Source organism: Mesorhizobium sp. M0514 (assembly GCF_040321145.1).
GTDB lineage: Bacteria > Pseudomonadota > Alphaproteobacteria > Rhizobiales > Rhizobiaceae > Mesorhizobium.
Map to the genome: position 1 here is coordinate 27,851 of NZ_JAMYQZ010000048.1, position 19,771 is coordinate 47,621.

Here is a 19,771-nt window from a genome sequence, read left to right on the forward strand (position 1 = left end):
AACCTGCGACGCGGCTTGCGCCCGGCAGCTCGCAGATCGCGATCAATCCTGCCGGCAAACCACCGCCGCGACGCATTTCCGATTGTTCAAAAACAATTCTCGGTGAGAGGTCAGGCGGCCTTCTTCTTCGCCAGCCGCGCCTTGATCGAGGCGACGTCGGCGCGCGGCGTCGCGGCGAACAGCGTCCTGGTGTAGTTGTGCTTGGGGTCGGCAAAGACCTCCTCGCGCGAGCCGTATTCGACGGCTTCGCCGAAATACATCACCATCACATCGTCGGCGATGTAGCGCACGACCGACAGATCGTGGCTGATGAAGACATAGGTCAGCTGGAATTCGTCCTGCAGGTCGGCGAGCAGGTTGAGCACCTGCGCCTGCACCGAAAGATCGAGCGCGGAGACCGGTTCGTCAAGCACCAGCAGGCTCGGGTTCAGCATCAGCGCGCGGGCAATGGCGATGCGCTGGCGCTGGCCGCCCGAGAACATGTGAGGATAGCGATTGTAGTGCTCGGTTCCGAGGCCGACTTTCTTCAGCATCCTCATGGCGAGGTCGCGCCGCTCTTCGGCCGGCTTGTCGGTGTTGATGAGCAGCGGCTCGCCCAGCACATCGCCGATCTTTTGGCGCGGATTGAGCGATCCGTAAGGGTTCTGGAAGACGATCTGCACCTTGCGGCGCATCTCCCTGGTCAGGCCGTTCCTTGCGATGTCGACCTTGTTGCCGTCGATGAACAGTTCGCCCGACGTTGCCGGATCGATCAGCGTGATGATGCGCGCCAGCGTTGACTTGCCGCAGCCCGATTCACCGACGATGGCCAGCGTCTTGCCCTTGTCGACGCTGAACGAGACGCCCTTGACCGCATGCAAGGTGCGCGCGCCGCGAAACAGGCCGCCGCCGACGTGATAGTCGCGCACGATGTCCTTGCCTTCGACGACCTTGATGCTCATCAGACGCCCCCGGCAGCTGGTTCGAACAGCATGTCCGAGACGGTCGGCAGCCGGTCGCCGACGGCATTATCCGGCAGCGCCGACAACAGCGCGCGGGTGTAATTGCTCTTCGGCGATTCAAACAGCGACAGCACGTCGGCCTCTTCCATCTTGCGGCCCTTGTACTGGACGATGACGCGGTCGGCCGTCTCGGCGACCACGCCCATATTGTGGGTGATCATGATCAGGCCCATGCCGTATTTAACCTGCAGCGACACGAGCAGGTCGAGGATCTGCTTCTGGATGGTGACGTCGAGCGCGGTGGTCGGCTCGTCGGCGATCAGAAGCTTCGGATTGCAGGCGATGGCGATGGCGATCATCACGCGCTGGCACTGGCCGCCCGACATCTGGTGCGGAAACGAGTTCAGCCGTTCGGCCGGCTCGGCAATGCCGACCTGCGTCAGCAATTCGATGGCGCGCTCGCGACGCTGGGCCTTGTCCATGCCCATATGGAAGCGCAGCACCTCCTCGATCTGAAAGCCGACGGTGAAGCACGGATTGAGACTGGCCATCGGCTCCTGGAAGATCATCGACATGTCCTTGCCGACGATCTTGCGCCGGTCGGCCGGGCTCATCTTCAGGAGATCGCGGCCGTTGAAGCTCATCTCGTCGGCAGTGACCGTCGCCGTCCACGGCAACAGCCCCATCACAGCCAGCATCGACACCGACTTGCCGGAGCCGGATTCGCCGACGATGGCCAGCACTTCACGTTCGTTCACATGGAGCGAGACGCCATCGACCGCGCGGAACGGCCCGGAGGCGGTCTGGAACTCGACGACGAGATTGCGGATGTCGAGCAGCGCCATCACGACCTCCTCAGCTTCGGATCGAGCGCATCGCGCAGACCGTCGCCGATCAGATTGATGGCAAGCACGGTGATGAGGATAGCCAGACCGGGGAAAGTCACCACCCACCAGGCGCGCAGGATGAATTCACGCGCCGAGGCGAGCATGGTGCCCCATTCCGGCGTCGGCGGCTGGGCGCCAAGGCCGAGAAAGCCGAGAGCGGCCGCCTCCAGGATGGCGTTGGAGAAGGACAGCGTGCCCTGGACGATCAGCGGCGCCAGGCAGTTGGGCAGGATGGTGCGCAGCATAAGCCTTATATGGCCGGCGCCGGCGACCTTGGCGGCGACCACATATTCGCGGCTCTTTTCGGCCATGACGGCAGCGCGCACCAGACGGGCAAAGTGGGGTTGCAGGACAAGCGCGATGGCCAGCATGGCGTTGAACAGGCCGGGGCCGAGGATGGTGACCAGAACCAGCGCCAAGAGCAGCGACGGGAAGGACAGGATCAGATCCATGACCCGCATGATCGCCACGTCGACCCAGCCCCGGAAATAGCCAGCCAAAAGGCCGAGCGTGATGCCACCGACAAGCGCCAGCGTGACCACGACGGCGCCGATGAGCAGCGAGAAACGCGCGCCATAGAGCAGGCGCGAGAGCATGTCGCGGCCGACCGCGTCGGTGCCAAGCAGATATTCCATGCTGCCGCCTGCCTGCCAGGCCGGCGGACGCAAGAAAGCGGTCTTGTCCTGGATGTCGGGCGCATAGGGTGCCAGCAGCGGTGCAAAGAGCGCGGCCAGCACCAAAAGGATGAAGACGAACAGGCCGATGACGGCGCCGCGGTTTACCGAGAAATAGTGCCAGAAAGTCCTGAAGCCGGTCAGTCGGTCAGGGTTGCCGGCGGCCATCGGGGCGATTTCGGTCGACTGGCTCATCACGCCGCCCTGATGCGCGGGTTGATGACGGCATAAAGCACGTCGACGATCAGGTTCACGGCCATGACGATAAGGGCGATCAGCAGCAAGCCTGACTGCACGACGACATAGTCGCGCTTGGATATGGATTCGACCATCCACTTGCCGATGCCCGGCCAGGCGAAGATGGTTTCTGTGAGAATGGCGCCGGCGAGCAGGGTACTGACCTGCAGGCCGATGGTGGTGACCACCGGGATCAGCGCATTGCGCAGCGCATGCACGCCGATGACGCGGGACGACGACAGGCCCTTGGCGCGGGCGGTCCGCACATAGTCTTCGCCCAGCACTTCGAGCATGGCCGAGCGCGTCTGGCGCGCGATCACCGCCAGCGGGATGGTGCCGAGCACAATTGTCGGCAGCACCAGGTGGCTCAATGCCGAGCGGAAAGCATCCCATTTGCCGTAGAGCAGGCTGTCGAGGGTCAGGAAGCCGGTGATCGGCTTGATAAAGAACTGAAGGCCGATGCGTCCTGAAACCGGGGTCCAGCCGAGATAGCCGGAGAAAAAGATGATCAGCAGCAGACCCCACCAGAAAATCGGCATGGAATAGCCGACAAGGGCGGTGCCCATCAGCCCCTGGTCGAACCAGGAGCCGCGTTTGACCGCAGCAATGATGCCGGCCGGGATGGCCAGCACCATGGCGAAGATCATGGCGAAGACTGAGAGCTCGACGGTTGCCGGGAAGAGCGTCATGAAATCTTCGATGACCGGCCGCTTGGACGAAATCGACACGCCGAAATTGCCGGTCGCGGCATCGCGGACATAATGCGCGTATTGCTGCCAGATCGGCAAATTGTAGCCGAACTGTTCCTTCAGTTCCGCGTAACGCTCGGGCGACACGCCATGCTCGCCGGCCATGGCAAGAATGGGATCGCCAGGCAGCAGCCTGACGAAAGCGAAGGCGCAGATGGTGATGCCGATCAGCGTCGGCAGCACCAAGACGATTTTGTTTAGGAGATATCGGAGCATCTTGAAAAGCGGGCGGCGCCTGATTGCGCGCCGCCCGCCTAACAGTTCTATTCGGCCTTGTCGACGCCGTCGAAGCGATGAATGCCGAGCGGGTCCATCATGAAGCCGCTGACATTCTTGCGCACGACTGCGTAGACCTGGCTGTGTGCCATGAGGAAGGCCGGAGCCTGCTTCTGGAAGACAACCTGCGCCTCTTCATAGAGCTTGGTGCGTTCGGCCTGGTCGCTGGTCTTCTTGGCCTTCTGGATCAGATCCTCGAAGTCCTTGTCGCACCAGCTGGAGTAGTTCGACACGCCGATGGCCGAGCAGGCGAACAGCGTGGCGAAGAAATTGTCCGGATCGCCATTGTCACCGGTCCAGCCGATCTGGAAGGCGCCCGGACGCTCCTTCTTCTTGCCTTCTTCGCGGTACTTCGTCCACTCGTAGCTGACGATCTCCGCCTTGACGCCGACCTTGGCCCAGTCAGCCTGGATCAGTTCGGCGGCGCGCTGGAAGTTCGGGTTGTAGGGACGGACGCGGTCGGAGGCCCAAAGCTGGATCTCCTTCAATCCGGCATCGGCCAGCACCTTCTTGGCGGCTTCCGGATCATAGGCGTCGGACTTCACGTCCTTGTTCCACGACCACATGGTCGGCGGGATCAGGTTTACGGCCGGCGTGGCGCCGGCGTCCTGGAACAGCGACTTGATGAGCGATTCCCGATCGATCGCCTGGTTGAGCGCATGGCGCACTTCAGGCTTGTCGAGCGGCGGGATGGTGGTGTTATAGCTCATATAGCCGATGTTGAGGCCAGCCTGATCCATCAGGGTCACGTCGGCGTTGGCCTTGATCGTGCCGATGTCGGCAGGATTCGGATAGGGCGCGATATCGCATTCGCCGGCGAGCACCTTCTGGATGCGGGCGGTGGCGTCAGGCGTGATCGCGAAGACGAGATCGTCGATCTTTTCCTTGCCCTTGAAGTAGTCCGGGTTGGCCGCATAGCGGATGACCGAATCCAGCTGGTAGTCGACGAACTGGAACGGACCTGTACCGACCGGCTTGGTCGAGAAGTCGGCCATCTTGCCGTCTTTTTCCAGCTGGTCGGCATATTCCTTCGACACGATCGAGGCGAAGTCCATGCCGAGATTGGCCAGCATCGGCGCGTTCGGCTCGGTCAGCGTCAGCTTCACGGTCAGGTCATCGACCTTTTCCCACTTGGCGACGTATTTCGGCATGTCCATGCCGGTGTAGTAGTCCCAGGTCAGGTTCGGCAGGTACTTCTCGCCGTTCCAGGGGTTTTCCTTGTTGAACTGGCGATCGAACGAAAAGACGACGTCGTCGGCATTGAAATCACGCGTCGGCTTGAAGAAATCCGTCGTCTGGAACTTCACGCCCGGATGCAGGTGGAAAGTATAGACCAGGCCGTCGTCCGAAATCTCCCATTTGTCGGCGAGACCGGGCACAACTTCGGTGCCGCCATGCTTGAACTCGACCAGGCGCGAATAGACGGTGCGCGACGAGGCGTCGAAGTCGTTGCCGCCCGTCGTGGTACCCGGGTCGAAGTTGGCCGGCGAGGCCTCCGAGCAATAGACCAGCGTCTTGGCATTGGCCACACCGCCGAGGACGCTTGCAGCCAGCAACGCGGCTGCAAAAGTCAGTTTCTTTTTCATTGAGCACTCCCTGATGTTCTTCCAAGCCCCTCTATAGGCTCGCGAAGCGCGCATATAAGCACCGTTTTTCCGGCTTTGGAACACCCTGTTTGCCTACCCCACCGTAAGCAGAAAATATTTCTCGGTCTTTGACGAACTGCAGAAACAAATAGCAAAATCTGCTAATCACGGGATTGTTAACGACCGCATTTTTTCATTGATCGCAGCAATCGTAAGCCAAAAATCCACAAGCCTGGGTTTCGCCACCGAGATGACCGGACGGCATTGCCTGAGCTGGCATCGCGGGAAGGATTTCGACGGCAAATCTTTGCCGTCCTGCCGCTGGGGCAAGACTTGCACGGCCGCCGATAGTCGCAATAGATAGATGACACGCTGGATTTTCCGGGAATCCGCGACATCGCTGCAGCGGAGGACGCCTCACCACATCGAGGCGGCGCAGCAGGAGCAGGCAACAGAACGACCGAGGGAGGCTAGAGGTGGCGAAAGCAACAAAGACAACGGCCCCGGCGAAAGCAAAAGCGGCGAAAGCTTCAAAACCGGCCGCCGCTGCCGCCAAGTCGAAAGCGCCACCGGCCAAAGCCACTCCCGCCGTCAAGCCAACGGCAACCTCGACGCCGGCGAAGGCAAGCGCCAACCCGGCAGCGAAACCTGCGGTCAAGCGCGCGGCGAAGACAACACCCGCTGCAAAGCCCGCCCAGCCGCCAGCCGCGAAGACAGCCGCGGCGAAGCCCGCCTCGAAGCCGTCGCCGGGCGCGGCCAAAAAACTGCCGAATACGCTGACGGCGCTTGCCGCGGGCTTGCCGGAAAAGCCATGGCTAAAAAGCTATTCGAAAGTCGTGCCGGCGGAGATCGGCGCCCTGCCCTACAGTTCGATCGGCGACTTCCTCGTCGGCGCCTGCAAGCAGTTTTCCGGCCAGCCGGCATACGTCTGCATGGGCAAGTCGATCTCCTATGCCGAACTCGAGCGGCAATCGGCCGCCTTCGGCGCTTATCTGCAATCGAAGGGCCTGCAGAAAGGCGCACGCGTGGCGCTGATGATGCCGAATGTGCTGCAATATCCGGTGGCGATGATGGCCGTGCTTCGCGCCGGCTATGTCGTGGTGAACATCAATCCGCTCTACACGCCGCGCGAGCTCGAACATCAGCTCAAGGATTCCGGCGCGCAGGCGATCGTCATTCTGGAGAATTTCGCCAGCACCCTGGACGCGGTGATTGCCAGGACGGCGGTCAAGCATGTGGTGGTCGCGGCGATGGGCGACATGCTCGGCGGCCTCAAGGGCACGATCGTCAACCTGGTCGTGCGCCGGGTGAAAAAGATGGTGCCGGCCTGGTCGCTGCCCGGCCATGTCAAGTTCAATGCGGCGGTGAAGGCCGGCGCCGGCATCGCCTTCAAGCCGGCCAAGATGGAAGCCAGCGACGTCGCCTTCCTGCAATATACAGGCGGCACCACGGGGATTTCCAAAGGTGCTGTGCTGCTGCACTCCAATGTGCTGTCCAATGTCGCGCAGAACACGCTGTGGCTGCAGGACGCCTATGCGATCAAGCCGAAACCGGCGCATCTCAATTTCATTTGCGCACTGCCGCTCTACCATATCTTCGCGCTGACGGTGAACGCGCTGATGGGCATGCAGCAGGGCGCCCAGAACGTGCTCGTTCCCAACCCGCGCGACATTCCCGGCTTCGTCAAGGAGCTGCAGAAATACCCGATGCACATTTTCCCCGGCCTCAACACGCTGTTCAACGCGCTGCTCAACAACGAGGATTTCCGCAAGCTCGACTTCAAGCCGCTGATCATGACGCTGGGTGGTGGCATGGCGGTGCAGAAGGGGGTTGCCGAGCGCTGGAAGGCGCTGACCGGCAATTCGATCACCGAGGGCTACGGGCTGTCGGAGACCTCGCCGGTGGCGACCGCCAACAAGTTCAGCGACAGCAATTTCACCGGCACGATCGGCCTGCCGCTGCCGTCGACCGAGATCGTCATCCGCGACGATGACGGCAACAACCTGCCGCTCGGCGAGGTCGGCGAGATCTGCATTCGCGGGCCGCAGGTCATGGCCGGTTACTGGAACCGGCCGGACGAGACCGCCAAGGTGATGACCAAGGACGGGTTTTTCAAATCCGGCGACATGGGCTTCATGGACGAGCGCGGCTACACCAAGATCGTCGACCGCAAGAAGGACATGATCCTGGTCTCCGGCTTCAACGTCTACCCCAACGAACTCGAGGAAGTCGTCGCCCAGCATCCGGGCGTGCTCGAAGTGGCGGCGGTCGGCGTGCCGGACGAGCATTCGGGCGAAGTGCCGAAGCTGTTCATCGTCAAGAAGGATCCGGCGCTGACCGTTGAGGCAATCACTGCGTATTGTCGCGAGAACCTGACCGGCTACAAGCGGCCGAAATACATCGAGTTCAGGACCGAGCTGCCGAAGACGCCGGTGGGCAAGATTTTGCGCCGGGCGCTGCGGGAATAATTTGAACGGCGAGCCTGGCGACGGCGGGATGGCGGACGATAGTCGGCGTCCCGATGCAGTAGTGTTCATCAAGGCGAACCTGCGGCTTGCGCCCGTTCCCGCCCTTCGTGAAATCCAGCTCTATACGGCTCATTCCGGCAGCGGCCTGAGGCGGCTTGTCGAGTGGCGAGCTCATGGACCGGAAGACGGCAGCCAGACCGAGGAGCACGAAGCTGAGCCGCAGCCGCCCTACTGGGCCTATGCCTGGGCCGGCGGCGCCGTGCTGGCGCGCTATATACTCGACCATCCGCAAATCGTGGCCGGTCACCGCGTGCTCGACCTCGGCGCCGGCTCGGGCCTCGTCGGCATCGCCGCCGCCAAGGCCGGCGCCAGCGCGGTGATCGCCGCCGAGAGCGATCGCAACGGCGTCGCCGCGATCGGCCTCAACGCGTTAGCCAACGGCGTCGAGATCACCATTGTCGACCAGGATATCACCACGGGCCCGCCGCCAGCGGTCGATCTCGTGCTTGCCGGCGACGTGTTCTACGGCCGCGAGGTTGCTCTGCGGGTGATCCCGTTCCTCGACCGCTGCCTGGCAGCCGGCATCGAGGTGCTGGTCGGCGATCCCCGCCGCGCCGATCTGCCGCTGTCGCGGCTACGATTGCTCGCCGAATATCAGGTGCCGGATTTCGGCGACGCAAAGGGTGATGTGACCAAGCCGAGCGGTGTGTTTTGGTTCGAGCCGGAAGATTGCTAGCGCGACGCGGCAAAGCCCAGTCGCTCTGAATGGCCGGATTCTACTCATTGTGGACAAACCTCAAGGGGCAGAAAATAGATTCGATTAGCCGTTGATAGGAGAAGTCGAATGGCGTGGATTAAAGTTGTTCAACGTATCGGTTTCACAGTTTGCCCAAAGTGCGAAAATCGCGGCTTCGACCTTCAGCCGGGCGAAGACATCGATAACGCAAGCGCCAAGATCAGGTGCGGCAAATGCGGGTACGTTTGCTCTGCTGATGAGTGGCCCACTATGTCCGAAAACAAACCAGAAGCTCCATAGTTTTCATGGGCTGCTTCGCCCAACTCGGCCATTGGCGGGAAATCTCGAGTCGAATTGAGTTTGCCCCAGGCCCCCTTCAGACCGTCTCCTTGACCCGCGCCGAGAGAAAGTCTGGCAAATCGGCGACCGAATCCAAAACGACATCGGCGATCGCCGACAGCGATTCACGCGTGCCGGTGCCGGAGAGCACGCCGACCGCCAGACCGCAGCCGCCGGCACGCGCCATCTCCAGGTCGTGGCGGTTGTCGCCGACCATGGCGATCTCGGACGCCTTCAACCCGGTCAGGTCGCAAAAGGCGACGATCGTGTCCGGCGCCGGTTTCGGATTGGCGACCGCGTCATAGCCATAGGCGGCGGTGATCAGCTGCGCGACGCCAAGCGTGACCATGGTCTTTTCCGCACCGGCAGTCGAATCATTGGTGGCGACGCCGAGCCGGTAGGATCCCTTGTGCAGAGCCGTCAGCGCCGCGACGATGCCGGGCAGGGCCACCGCCATCGATGAGCCTTGCACCGAGGTGATCTCGTTGAAGCGGGCGACGGCCAGCATCTGGTCCTCGTCGGACAGGCGCGGGAACCATAGTTCGACGACATCCATGTTGGTGCCCGAGGCGAAGATGGAATCCGGCTTGAAGCGCTTGGCGACAAAATCGAAGCCCGCCGCTGAAAGCAGCCTGTCGGCTTTCCAGCGATCGCCCTCGGCGGCATCCATGGCCATGAAATCGGCGATGCCGAGCCAGGTCGCGTTGAAATCGACAAGCGTGCCGTCCTTGTCGAACAAGATGCCCTTGATGTCGGCCGGATTTTTCATTGAGCCCCCCGCAGTTGCTGGATGCGCGCCACCAGCCCGGCCGTCGATGCGTCGCGCTTGGCGGCGCTCTCCTTGCCTTCCACGACTGGCAACAGGCCGGTCGCCAGCTCCTTGCCGAGCTCGACGCCCCATTGGTCGAAGGAATTGATGTTGAACAGAGTGCCTTCGACGAAGACGCGGTGCTCGTAAAGCGCGATCAGCCGGCCGAAGGTGCGCGGGTCGAGCTTGCGGTAGAGGATCGTCACCGAGGGGCGGTTGCCGGAGAAGACGCGGTGCGGGGCTATTCTGTCGACATCGGCCGGCTTCATGCCCTTGGCCAGCATCTGCGCGCGAGCCTCGTCCAGCGTGCGGCCCTTCATCAACGCTTCCGATTGGGCCAGGCAATTGGCAAGCAGTAGATCGTGCTGGTGCTTCAGATCCGGCTCATGGCCGACGGCAGCGGCAAGGAACTCGACCGGGATGAAATCGGTGCCCTGGTGCAGCAGCTGGAAGAAGGCGTGCTGGCCATTGGTGCCGGGCTCGCCCCAGACCAGCGGTCCGGTCGGCGTCGTCACCGGCGTGCCGTCGAGGGTGACGCCCTTGCCGTTCGATTCCATGTCGAGCTGCTGCAGATAGGCCGGCAGCCTGGAAAGGCGCTGGTCATAAGGGATGACCGCACGCGCCGGATAACCGCAGATCACGCGATGCCACCAGCCGACCAGCCCCAGCAGCGCCGGCAGGTTCTTCTGCAGGGGTGCGGTGCGGAAGTGCTCGTCCATCTCATGCGCGCCATCGAGGAAGGCGCGGAAGTTGCGCGGGCCGATGGCGATCATCACCGGCAGGCCGATGGCGCCCCACAGCGAATAGCGGCCGCCGACCCAGTCCCAGAAGCCGAACACGCGATCCGCTTCGATGCCGAACTTGGAAACCAGGTCGAGCGCGGTCGAGACGGCGGCGAAATGCTTGCCGACAGCTTCCTTGCCGAGCGCCTTCTGCACCCATTCGCGCGCCGTCTCGGCATTGGTCATCGTCTCGACCGTGGTGAAGGTCTTCGAGGCGATGATGAACAGGGTGGTTTCGGCCGACAGGCCCTTCAGCGTGTCGTGGATATGGGCGCCGTCGATGTTGGAGACGTAGTGCGCGCGCGGGCCGTCGTGATAGGGCGCCAGCGCCAGCGTCGCCATGGCCGGGCCGAGATCGGAGCCGCCAATGCCGATGTTGACAATGTCGGTGATTTTCTTGCCGGTGGCGCCGGCGGCCTTGCCGGAGCGAATGGCGTCGGCGAAAGCGCCCATGGCGTCGAGCACGGACAGCACATCCGCCTTGACGTCCTGGCCATCGACGGTGACGCCCTTGCCCGAGAGGTTGCGCAGCGCCGTGTGCAGCACGGCGCGGTCTTCGGTGATGTTGATTTTCTTGCCGGAAAACATTGCGGCGCGGCGACCTTCGAGATCGGCGGCGGCGGCGAGCTTCTCGAGCAGTTCCATCGTGCCCTGGTCGACCGCGCATTTCGACCAGTCGAGCAAAAGGTCGCCGTCGCTGGCCGAGAACGTCTCGAAGCGCTTGGGGTCGGCGGCAAAAGCCTCGCGCATCGTACCCGATGCCGCCGCGCGCGCAGCACGCAAGGCGACAAGCTGTTTGTCGAAGGAGGAATGATCCACTTTCGGCTCCTGATCGTTTTTCACGACATCTTATCAGACCGGATGTTTCCGGCGCGTGTCGTCGCGCTGATCTTATTGAGCCGAATTCCGCATGTTTCAATGCGTGGGGATGACGCAGTGCAACATAGTGCGATGTGATGGAGCTATGACGCTGCGCGCCGCGCTGGATGATTTGATGGGAGTAGCGACGACGCTGCGCGTCGCGCTGGGGATAATGAGGCGCGACGACGCTTCGCATCGCGCGGGCGTCCGCGCTGCGGGATGACGCAAGCGTCACCCGGGGATGCGACGACGCTGCGCGTCGCGCATAGATCACTGGCATAAATCCCAGCGATCAGAAAAATTGATTGGCGCAACCCCTTGTGCCACGGTTACCTTCCGCTGGTCCAGCCAAGCAAAAAAGACTGGCCATCGAGGAACACCTTCCATGCCACAGCGTAACGACACGGCCATATGGTCCGGCCTGTTCCGGATTTCGGCGGAATCGGGCCAGACCCTGCAGGCGCAGATCCGTCAGGCGATCGTCGCCGCCATTCTCGACCGGCAGATCGCCGCTTCGATGCCGCTTCCGTCCTGCCGCATCCTGGCTGAAAAACTCGGCGTCGCGCGCGGCACTGTGGTGCTGGCGTTCCAGCAATTGGTCGACCAAGGTTTCCTGGTGGCGCGCGAACGGCGCGGCCATTTCGTCAATCCGGATGTGCTGGCCACCCCCGCCAAGCCGCACCAGAAGGCGCCCGACCAGCAGAACGAGATCGACTGGAAGGCACGCCGGCAGATCGCCGCCAGCGACATGCCGCCACCGGCCAAGCACGACAACTGGATCAAGTCCTCCTACCCCTTCGTCTACGGCCAGTTCGACCCGGCGCTGTTCCCGACAGCCGAATGGCGTGAGTGCAACCGCATGGCGCTGGCCGTGCTCGAAATCCGCAACTGGGCCTCCGACATGGTCGATCGTGACGATCCGCTCTTGATCGAGCAGATCCAGGCGCGGCTGTTGCCGCGGCGCGGCATCTTCGCCAATCCGGACGAGATCATCGTCACGCTGGGCGCCCAGAACGCGCTCTATATGCTGGCGACACTGCTGATGACAAAGGGCTCCAAGGTCGCGATGGAAGACCCGGGATACCCCGACGCGCGCTCGATCTTCCGCTTGGCAGGCGCCGAAATCCAGCCGGTTCCGGTCGATCAGTCCGGCATCGTCACCTCGTCCATTCCCAACGATTCCGGCTTTGTCTTCGTCACCCCCAGCCACCACTGCCCGACCATGGTGCCGCTGTCGGCGGAGCGGCGGCAGGACCTTCTGGCGCGCGCCAACCGCCACAACCAGATCATCATCGAGGACGGCTATGACAGCCAGCTTCTCGACGAGGCGCCGCAGCAGGCGCTGAAGAGCCTCGATCGCTCGGGTCGCGTCGTCTATGTCGGCTCGATGTCGAAGACGCTGGCTCCGGGCCTGCGGCTTGGCTACATCGTCGCTTCGGCTGGACTAATCTCCGAGCTCAGGGCGCTGCGTCGCTTCATGCTCAGGCACCCGCCGGCCAACAACCAGCGCGCGGTCGCGCTGTTCCTGTCGCTCGGCCATCACGAAGCCCTGGTGCGGCGGCTGTCGTCGGCCTTCGACGAGCGGCGCAAGCGTCTGGTCCATGCGATTTCCGCATTCCTGCCGGAATGGCGCTCGACCCATTCGGCCGGCGGCACATCGCTCTGGCTGGAAGGCCCGCGCGGCACCGATTCACGTGGACTGGCCGAGGCCGCGGCCTCGCGCAGCGTCATCATCGAGCCGGGCGATCGCTTCTTCGATCGCACCGAAAAGCCGTCGCGTTTCATGCGCTTGGGCATTTCCTCGATCGCACTGCAGCACATCGAGCCGGGTATTCGCGAGCTCGCGACCGCAGCCGGACGCAGGCCCGCTGCAGCCTGATTTGCCTGTGCCGGGGCTTTGAACAGCCCGGCCCTTGGCATGATCACCAACATTCTGCATTAGCTCTCTGGCATACTCGGCTGCGTTGACTGGCCCATAGGCTGGGCCAATGGCAACGGCATAGTCGGCTGACAGAGGGACGAAGCAGGCCGACGGTGGACCAATCACCGCGTCGTGTTTCGCAAGCTAAAGGTGGAGTGCCCCCCATGTCAGTGGCTGTTGAGCAGCAGGATGCGGCTCTTAAGGATGTGGCTCCTAAAGATACATCAGCCGACCAGCGTTCGCGACGATCCGGCGGGCGCGAAGCGCGCCGCGCCATGCGGGCAGCACCTTTGGCCGACGACATCAGGCCGGTACGTGCCGGGCTTGAAGGCGGCAGTTACGGCCCGCTCAACCGGAACGACCAGGAGCGCATCCATGAAGCGGTGCTGACGCTGCTGGAGACCGTCGGCTTCGCCAATGCCATTCCCTCCTGCGTCGAGGCGCTGACCGGGGTCGGCGCCGTTTACGGCGATGACGGCCGCGTCCGTTTCCCACGCGGGCTTGTGATGGACACGATCAGACGAGCCGCGCGAAATTTTACGCTGCACGGCCAGGGCCCCAGGCATGACATGCTGATCCAGGGCAAGCGCGTGCATTACGGCACGGCGGGTGCGGCGGTGCATCTGGTCGATGTCGAAAAGCGCGAATACCGCGAGTCGCTGGTGCAGGACATTTATGATGCCGCTCGCCTCGTCGAAGGGCTCGACAACATCCATTTCTTCCAGCGGCCGATGGTGCCGCGCGACATTCCCGATCCGCTCGAAATGGACTTCAACACGCTCTACGCCTGCGTGATGGGCACGTCGAAGCATGTCGGCACCTCGTTCACGGTGCGCGAGAACGTGCAGCCGGCGCTGGAAATGCTTTATGCGATCGCCGGCGGCGAGGAGAACTTTCGCGCCCGGCCGTTCGTGTCAAACTCCAATTGCTTCGTCGTGCCGCCGATGAAGTTTGCCGAGGACGCCTGCGGCGTGCTCGAAGCCTGTGTCGACGGCGGCATCCCGATCCTGCTTCTATCGGCCGGCCAGGCCGGCGCCACCGCTCCCGCGGCGATTGCCGGCGCTGTGGTGCAAGCGGTGGCCGAAGTGCTGGTCGGCCTCATCTACGTCAACGCCATCGAGCCCGGGCATCCGGCGATCTTCGGCACCTGGCCGTTCGTCTCCGACCTGAGGACCGGCGCCATGTCGGGCGGCTCGGCCGAGCAGGCAGTACTGACTTCGGCCTGCGCGCAGATGGCGCAGTTCTACGACCTGCCGGGCGGCTCGGCCGCCGGCATGACGGATTCGAAACTGCCCGACATCCAGTCCGGCTATGAAAAGGGGATCACCGACGTGATGGCCGGTCTTGCCGGCCTCAATCTGGTCTATGAATCGGCGGGCATGCACGCCTCGCTGCTCGGCTTTTGCCTGGAGAGCCTGATCATAGACAATGACATGCTGGGCCACTGCCTGCGCTGCGTGCGGGGCATCGAAGTGACCGACGAAGCGCTGTCGATCGACACCATCACCGAAGTCTGCATGAATGGCCCAGGCCACTATCTCGGCAACGAGCAGACGCTGCGCCTGATGCAGACCGAGTATTTTTATCCGGCCGTCGGCGACCGCTTTTCGCCCAAGGAATGGAACGAGAAGGGCCGGCCCGACATCTTGCAGCGGGCGATCATCGAAAAGAAGCGCGTGCTTGCCGAGCGCTTCCCGCGCCATGTGCCGAAGCTGCTAGACGACAAATTGCGCGCCCGCTTCGGCGAGATGATCAAGCTGCCACGCAGCGGCATGGGCGGGTAAGCTTCACCTTACGAAGGTCAGTCCGCACTTAGCCCAAAGCGCTCGACGACTTCGGCGCTGATCAGCTTGCCATGCAGCGCCATCAGCACGATCTGGGCATCCAGGCTGTCGCCGGTTTCAAGCGCTGCCTCGATGCGGCGCTCAGCGTCCAGCCGCCGCTCCGGCCCATTGGCCTGCTCAAAGGTTTGTGGGCCTGCGATGCAATAACCAAACAGCTGCGCCACGGACCGATAAGCCTCTGGCGGGGGCTCGTCCGGCCAGTGATCCTTCATCAGATTGACGATGGTGAGCTTTACTCCCTCTGGCACCAGTGCCGGGTGAAGGTCGGCGCCGCGCAGCGCGTTGTCCAGTTCCCGCAAGTCACCCGAGCGGCCGAACATGCCGAGGAAACCGAGGGAAGAGCGCCGTTTAGTCACGTTGATACTTTCCGTCCGATAGCCGACCACTCATATGGGAATGTAGGATCGTTTTTCATCGCCTTTCCGGAGTCTCAGGCAAACCAGGCGTCGAGCCCGAATTCCCGCTGCAACAGGTCTTCCGCACTTTCCAGCGCGCCCTCGATCCAGCCGTGATTGTTGGACCACGCTTCGCCACAGACATGAATGCCCGGAGCGAGCGTATGGCTCGCCAGTTTTATACCGGAGATATCTATGCCACGGTCCCAGACATGCGACGCGCCGCCATAGGCCGGCGCACCCCAATCCTGCGCAAACCCGCCGATGGGTTTCGAGATGGCGCCGTGTTTGCCATGGACTTCGACCATCTGGCCGTGAAAGGCCTCCAGCGCGGAATGTCCCTCGGCCAAAACCGCAAAGCCGTGGCGCCGAGCGAGCTCAGGCAGCAGTGAGCGCCAGAATACCATGTGCTTGCCATCGCAATAGGCCATGGCGACGCTCCGACGAATCGTCGCGTCGCGAGCGTCCGCTTTTGTGAACTGCCATATCTGGCGAGCCGGCAGATCGGTCACGCTGTGGCCGGCCGCGATGCCGTTTCGAGCCCACCACGGGCTGGCATAGCAGGCGGCCAGCGTGAGCATCGGCCAGGGTTCCGGTGCCGGCAGATCGCTGGGCTGCTCGATGCCGGACTTTTCCAGCAGGGTCCGCAGGGGGCGGACCGGTAACGCCAGCACGACCTTGCGCGCCTCGACCGTCCCGCCCTGCCCCTCGACAGACAAGACCATCCCTTGCGCCGAGCGGGCGATGGCGGTCACGGTGTGATCGAGATGGACGGCGCCGCCGCTGACAGCGATCCGCCCGGCCATTCGCTCCGCAACCGGCTGGAACCCGCCATCGGGGGAACAATAGGAGCGGCCGCCGCTCAGCTCGCCGAGCGCAAGCCTGAACGTCTCGGCGGCGTTGGGTCCACGCAGGAGCAACGAATAGCCCACCGCGTCCTCGGCAAAAGCCATTTCCTCCGGGGTCAAGACCGTCGCCAGCACATCCCAAGTCGCCCAATCCGCCAGCTTGCGGCCGCGATAAACGAAGCCTGCGGCGCCGTTCCATTCGGCGCTGCCGAAGGCCTCCGAACCCGGCAGGATCAGTGCTGCCGCCTTTCGCAGCAGGCGGGACGGGCCTTTTTCCTGCAGCCGACGCGTCACGTCATAGGCAAACAGGCGGCGCGGCGCAAAGCGCGATATAGCGGCGTAGGGCAGGCTCCTACCGCGCAGATGGAGCCGGTTGGCGCCGGTGACGACGTCCATACCCGACAGCTTTACATCCAGCGTCGCCATGAGTTTTTTGAGCAGCCGATGTTGCGGCATCAGCATCATCGCGCCGAGATCGATGCCGAAGTTCGGCTCTCCGGGAAATGAGACCGTGGAGGCCCGACCGCCGACGCGACCGGCGGATTCGAAAACAGCGATCCTTGCGGGCTTTTCACTTTGGGACAAGCGCCACGCCAGGAAGAGACCGGCCATGCCCGCGCCGACAATAGCAATGTCGACCGGGGCAATGTCGATCGGGCTAGGCGGCAAGGATACGCCCGTGGCGGAAAACCATCATCATGGACGACTCTCTGGACCCCTCTTGATTTCGTGTCAAAAAACCCGAAACTGACGAGGACTGCAATGTCATACTGACAGGTGGGATCAGTTGGCGTGCGAGCAGTGATCTAAACGGGCAACGGGTCCTATGAAGAAACAGTATCACACACCAGTCATCCGCAAGGCAGGACGACTCTCCGGCATCACAGCCATCGCCGCTTCGTCCGGCCCGCCTCCACCCTGAGGCCGCCATCCAAACAAGCTTACGCCAAGGCTTTCATGCCGGCCCGATCAGGCCGGCATTTTCATATCAAGCGGGTGCTCAGTGGTTGTCCCTCGGCACGCCGCTGGTATGGGCGACGTCCTGGTATTTCACCGCCGGCTTCAGCACCATGCCCTCCGAGAACTGGTCGACCATGGAGCGCTGGATCTCCTGCCATGGCGTCTGATGCTTGGGATAATGATAGCCGCCATCGACCTGCAGTTCGGCACGGCGGCGCGTGATTTCCTCGTCGGTGACGAGGATGTTGGCAGTGCCTTTCCGTAAATCGATGCGCACACGGTCGCCGGTCTTGAGCAGCGCCAGGCCGCCGCCAATGGCGGCTTCCGGCGAAGCGTTGAGGATAGAGGGCGAGCCCGATGTGCCCGACTGGCGGCCATCGCCGATGCAGGCCAGCGCGTGAATGCCCTTCTTGATGAGATAGGCGGGCGGCTGCATGTTGACCACCTCGGCGCCGCCGGGATAGCCGATCGGGCCGGCCCCGCGCATGAACAGGATGGTGTGCTCGTCGATGCCTTGCGCCGGATCGTCGATGCGGGCGTGGTAGTCCTCCGGACCGTCAAAGACCATGGCGTTGCCTTCGAAGGCTTCCGGGTCGTTCGGGTTGGAGAGATAGCGCTCGCGGAATTCCGGCGAGATGCCGCTCATCTTCATGATTGCGGAATCGAACAGATTGCCGCTGAGATTGATGAAGCCGGCATTGGCCTTCAGCGGCTCGGCGACGGTGCGGATGACGTCGGTGTTCTCGTTGGCGACACCCTTGCAATTGTCACCGATAGTCTTGCCATTGACGGTCATCGCTTCGGGATAAGGCAGCAGCTTGGCCTTCATCAACTCGGCCACCACAGCCGGCACGCCGCCGGCATGGTGATAGTCTTCGCCGAGATATTCGCCCGATGGCTGCAGATTGACGATGAGCGGCACATGGAGGCCGACCGTCTGCCAGTCGTCATTGGTGAGCGGCACGCCGAGATGACGGGCAATCGCGTTGAGGTGGATCGGCGCATTGGTCGAGCCACCAATCGCCGAATTGACGACAATGGCGTTCTCGAAGGCCTTGCGCGTCATGATGTCGGACGGCTTCAGATCCTCATGCACCATCTCGACGATGCGCTTGCCGGTCTCATAGGAGATCTGGCCGCGCTCGCGGTAGGGTGCGGGAATGGCGGCCGAACCCGGCAATTGCATGCCGAGCGCCTCGGCCAGCGAGTTCATCGTGGTGGCGGTGCCCATGGTGTTGCAATAGCCGGTCGACGGCGCCGATGAGGCGACGATGTCCATGAACTCGTCATAGTCGATCTCGCCGGCGGAGAGCCGCTGGCGCGATTCCCAGACGATGGTGCCGGATCCCGTGCGCTTGCCTTTGTGCCAGCCATTGAGCATCGGTCCGACCGAAAGTGCTATGGCCGGAATATTGACGGTGGCCGCCGCCATCAGCAGCGCCGGCGTGGTTTTGTCGCAGCCGATGGTCAGCACGACGCCGTCGAGCGGATAGCCGTAAAGCACTTCGACCAGGCCGAGATAGGCAAGGTTGCGGTCGAGTGCCGCGGTCGGGCGCTTGCCGGTCTCCTGGATCGGATGGCACGGGAATTCGAAGGGGATGCCGCCCATCGAGACGATGCCTTCGCGCACGCGCTTGGCCAGTTCGATATGGTGGCGGTTGCATGGCGACAGATCCGAGCCGGTCTGGGCGATGCCGATCAGCGGCTTGCCCGACATCAGCTCGGCCCGCGTCAGGCCGTAGTTCAGGTAGCGCTCGAGGTAGAGCGCGGTCATGCCTGGATTGTCGGGATTGTCGAACCACTCCTGCGAGCGAAACTTCTTCTTTCCGGTGGGGGCGCCTGCCATCATGGTCTCCGTATTTGTAAGACAAATCGATATGGCAACGCGCGGAAGCAGGCAAGAGGGCGCACCGTCGCAACCGGACTTTGGTGCGATAGACACAGACCAGACCGTGCGTTAGGCCTTCGAAGTCTGTCCGGGAGGTGTCGATGGCTTTGGTGATCGAAGGCGAGGAACGCATTGCCGCCCCCCTGCAGAAAGTGTGGGACGCGCTGAACGACCCGAAGGTTTTGCAGGCGACCATTCCCGGCTGCCAGCACCTGGAGATGAAATCGCCGACCGAAATGGCGGCGACGGTGGTGTTGAAGATCGGTCCGATCAAGGCGACATTCAACGGCGAGGTGACGTTGAAGAACCTGAAGCCGCCGCACTCCTACACCATCCAGGGCGAGGGCAAGGGCGGTATTGCCGGCTTCGCCAAGGGTGGCGCCGACGTGACGCTGACGGCGGACGGGCCGGATGCGACGGTCCTCAAATACGCGGCCAAAGCCGACGTCGGCGGCAAGATCGCCCAACTCGGCAGCCGGCTCATCGAATCGACTTCGAAGAAGCTGGCCTTGCAGTTCTTTTCAAGCTTTGGCGAGAAGGTGGGTTCCCCTCCCCCTTGAGGGGAGGGTGC

General features: G+C 62.9%; 15 protein-coding genes. 5 read left to right on the plus strand and 10 right to left on the minus strand.

Features of this window, described 5'->3' with window-relative positions; genetic code table 11:
* Positions 1–110: 110 nt before the first annotated feature.
* Genes NKI61_RS19780 through NKI61_RS19800 form a run of 5 tightly spaced genes read right to left on the minus strand, consistent with a single transcriptional unit; the run spans position 111 to position 5,350 of the window.
* Positions 111–941, minus strand: a complete 831-nt coding sequence (locus NKI61_RS19780; RefSeq protein WP_023669495.1) for a dipeptide ABC transporter ATP-binding protein — start codon at positions 939–941, stop codon at positions 111–113.
* Complete coding sequence (locus NKI61_RS19785) at positions 941–1,786, minus strand: ABC transporter ATP-binding protein (RefSeq protein WP_023696764.1); 846 nt, start codon at positions 1,784–1,786, stop codon at positions 941–943. The genes NKI61_RS19780 and NKI61_RS19785 overlap by 1 nt, the downstream gene beginning before the upstream one ends.
* Positions 1,786–2,670 carry an ABC transporter permease subunit gene (locus NKI61_RS19790; protein WP_050485757.1) on the minus strand — a complete coding sequence of 295 codons (885 nt, stop codon included), beginning with the start codon at positions 2,668–2,670 and terminating at the stop codon, positions 1,786–1,788. Before NKI61_RS19790 ends, NKI61_RS19785 begins: the two co-directional genes overlap by 1 nt.
* A gap of 26 nt (positions 2,671–2,696) precedes the next feature.
* Entirely contained in the window at positions 2,697–3,704 is a 1,008-nt protein-coding gene (locus NKI61_RS19795) for an ABC transporter permease subunit (RefSeq protein ID WP_023692619.1), read from the minus strand.
* 47 nt (positions 3,705–3,751) lie between these two features.
* Positions 3,752–5,350 (minus strand): ABC transporter substrate-binding protein, encoded by a 1,599-nt coding sequence (locus tag NKI61_RS19800; protein ID WP_023669491.1) that lies wholly within the window; start codon positions 5,348–5,350, stop codon positions 3,752–3,754.
* A 476-nt stretch (positions 5,351–5,826) separates the two neighbouring features.
* Between NKI61_RS19800 and NKI61_RS19805 the strand changes: the two genes are divergently transcribed.
* Complete coding sequence (locus NKI61_RS19805; RefSeq protein WP_023682052.1) at positions 5,827–7,818, plus strand: long-chain fatty acid--CoA ligase; 1,992 nt, start codon at positions 5,827–5,829, stop codon at positions 7,816–7,818.
* A 28-nt stretch (positions 7,819–7,846) separates the two neighbouring features.
* The gene (locus NKI61_RS19810) at positions 7,847–8,554 is read left to right on the plus strand and encodes a class I SAM-dependent methyltransferase (protein WP_031198174.1); all 708 of its coding nucleotides are present in this window, start codon (positions 7,847–7,849) and stop codon (positions 8,552–8,554) included.
* A 376-nt stretch (positions 8,555–8,930) separates the two neighbouring features.
* Here the strand turns inward: NKI61_RS19810 and NKI61_RS19815 are convergent, their stop codons facing one another.
* Positions 8,931–9,662: an HAD family hydrolase gene (locus NKI61_RS19815; protein ID WP_023745246.1), complete on the minus strand. Its 732-nt coding sequence runs from the start codon at positions 9,660–9,662 to the stop codon at positions 8,931–8,933.
* A complete protein-coding gene (gene pgi, locus NKI61_RS19820) occupies positions 9,659–11,302 on the minus strand; it encodes a glucose-6-phosphate isomerase (protein WP_023745245.1) in 1,644 nt (547 codons plus the stop codon). The genes NKI61_RS19815 and pgi overlap by 4 nt, the downstream gene beginning before the upstream one ends.
* 427 nt (positions 11,303–11,729) lie before the next feature.
* Between pgi and pdxR the strand changes: the two genes are divergently transcribed.
* Together pdxR and NKI61_RS19830 are read left to right on the plus strand one after the other, a co-directional pair.
* Positions 11,730–13,223 (plus strand): MocR-like pyridoxine biosynthesis transcription factor PdxR, encoded by a 1,494-nt coding sequence (pdxR, locus tag NKI61_RS19825; protein ID WP_352840350.1) that lies wholly within the window; start codon positions 11,730–11,732, stop codon positions 13,221–13,223.
* A gap of 206 nt (positions 13,224–13,429) precedes the next feature.
* A complete protein-coding gene (locus tag NKI61_RS19830; RefSeq protein ID WP_352840351.1) occupies positions 13,430–15,049 on the plus strand; it encodes a trimethylamine methyltransferase family protein in 1,620 nt (539 codons plus the stop codon).
* Between the two features lie 17 nt (positions 15,050–15,066).
* Here the strand turns inward: NKI61_RS19830 and NKI61_RS19835 are convergent, their stop codons facing one another.
* The 3 genes from NKI61_RS19835 to NKI61_RS19845 all read right to left on the minus strand — a co-directional run bounded on the left by NKI61_RS19835 (position 15,067) and on the right by NKI61_RS19845 (position 19,158).
* Positions 15,067–15,429 (minus strand): hypothetical protein, encoded by a 363-nt coding sequence (locus tag NKI61_RS19835; RefSeq protein ID WP_081726128.1) that lies wholly within the window; start codon positions 15,427–15,429, stop codon positions 15,067–15,069.
* 110 nt (positions 15,430–15,539) lie between these two features.
* Positions 15,540–17,021 carry a flavin monoamine oxidase family protein gene (locus NKI61_RS19840; protein WP_023745243.1) on the minus strand — a complete coding sequence of 494 codons (1,482 nt, stop codon included), beginning with the start codon at positions 17,019–17,021 and terminating at the stop codon, positions 15,540–15,542.
* Between the two features lie 331 nt (positions 17,022–17,352).
* Complete coding sequence (locus tag NKI61_RS19845; protein WP_023806313.1) at positions 17,353–19,158, minus strand: IlvD/Edd family dehydratase; 1,806 nt, start codon at positions 19,156–19,158, stop codon at positions 17,353–17,355.
* Between the two features lie 143 nt (positions 19,159–19,301).
* Between NKI61_RS19845 and NKI61_RS19850 the strand changes: the two genes are divergently transcribed.
* On the plus strand, positions 19,302–19,760 hold the full coding sequence (locus tag NKI61_RS19850) for an SRPBCC family protein (protein ID WP_352840352.1): 459 nt from the start codon (positions 19,302–19,304) through the stop codon (positions 19,758–19,760).
* The last annotated feature ends 11 nt before the right edge of the window (positions 19,761–19,771 follow it).

Coding starts and splice junctions, on each gene's coding strand:
- NKI61_RS19780 (WP_023669495.1), bottom strand. CDS start 941: ATGAGCATCAAGGTCGTCGAAGGCAAGGACATCGTGCGCGACTATCAC.
- NKI61_RS19785 (WP_023696764.1), bottom strand. CDS start 1,786: ATGGCGCTGCTCGACATCCGCAATCTCGTCGTCGAGTTCCAGACCGCC.
- NKI61_RS19790 (WP_050485757.1), bottom strand. CDS start 2,670: ATGGCCGCCGGCAACCCTGACCGACTGACCGGCTTCAGGACTTTCTGG.
- NKI61_RS19795 (WP_023692619.1), bottom strand. CDS start 3,704: ATGCTCCGATATCTCCTAAACAAAATCGTCTTGGTGCTGCCGACGCTG.
- NKI61_RS19800 (WP_023669491.1), bottom strand. CDS start 5,350: ATGAAAAAGAAACTGACTTTTGCAGCCGCGTTGCTGGCTGCAAGCGTC.
- NKI61_RS19810 (WP_031198174.1), top strand. CDS start 7,847: ATGGCGGACGATAGTCGGCGTCCCGATGCAGTAGTGTTCATCAAGGCG.
- NKI61_RS19815 (WP_023745246.1), bottom strand. CDS start 9,662: ATGAAAAATCCGGCCGACATCAAGGGCATCTTGTTCGACAAGGACGGC.
- pdxR (WP_352840350.1), top strand. CDS start 11,730: ATGCCACAGCGTAACGACACGGCCATATGGTCCGGCCTGTTCCGGATT.
- NKI61_RS19830 (WP_352840351.1), top strand. CDS start 13,430: ATGTCAGTGGCTGTTGAGCAGCAGGATGCGGCTCTTAAGGATGTGGCT.
- NKI61_RS19835 (WP_081726128.1), bottom strand. CDS start 15,429: ATGTTCGGCCGCTCGGGTGACTTGCGGGAACTGGACAACGCGCTGCGC.
- NKI61_RS19845 (WP_023806313.1), bottom strand. CDS start 19,158: ATGGCAGGCGCCCCCACCGGAAAGAAGAAGTTTCGCTCGCAGGAGTGG.
- NKI61_RS19850 (WP_352840352.1), top strand. CDS start 19,302: ATGGCTTTGGTGATCGAAGGCGAGGAACGCATTGCCGCCCCCCTGCAG.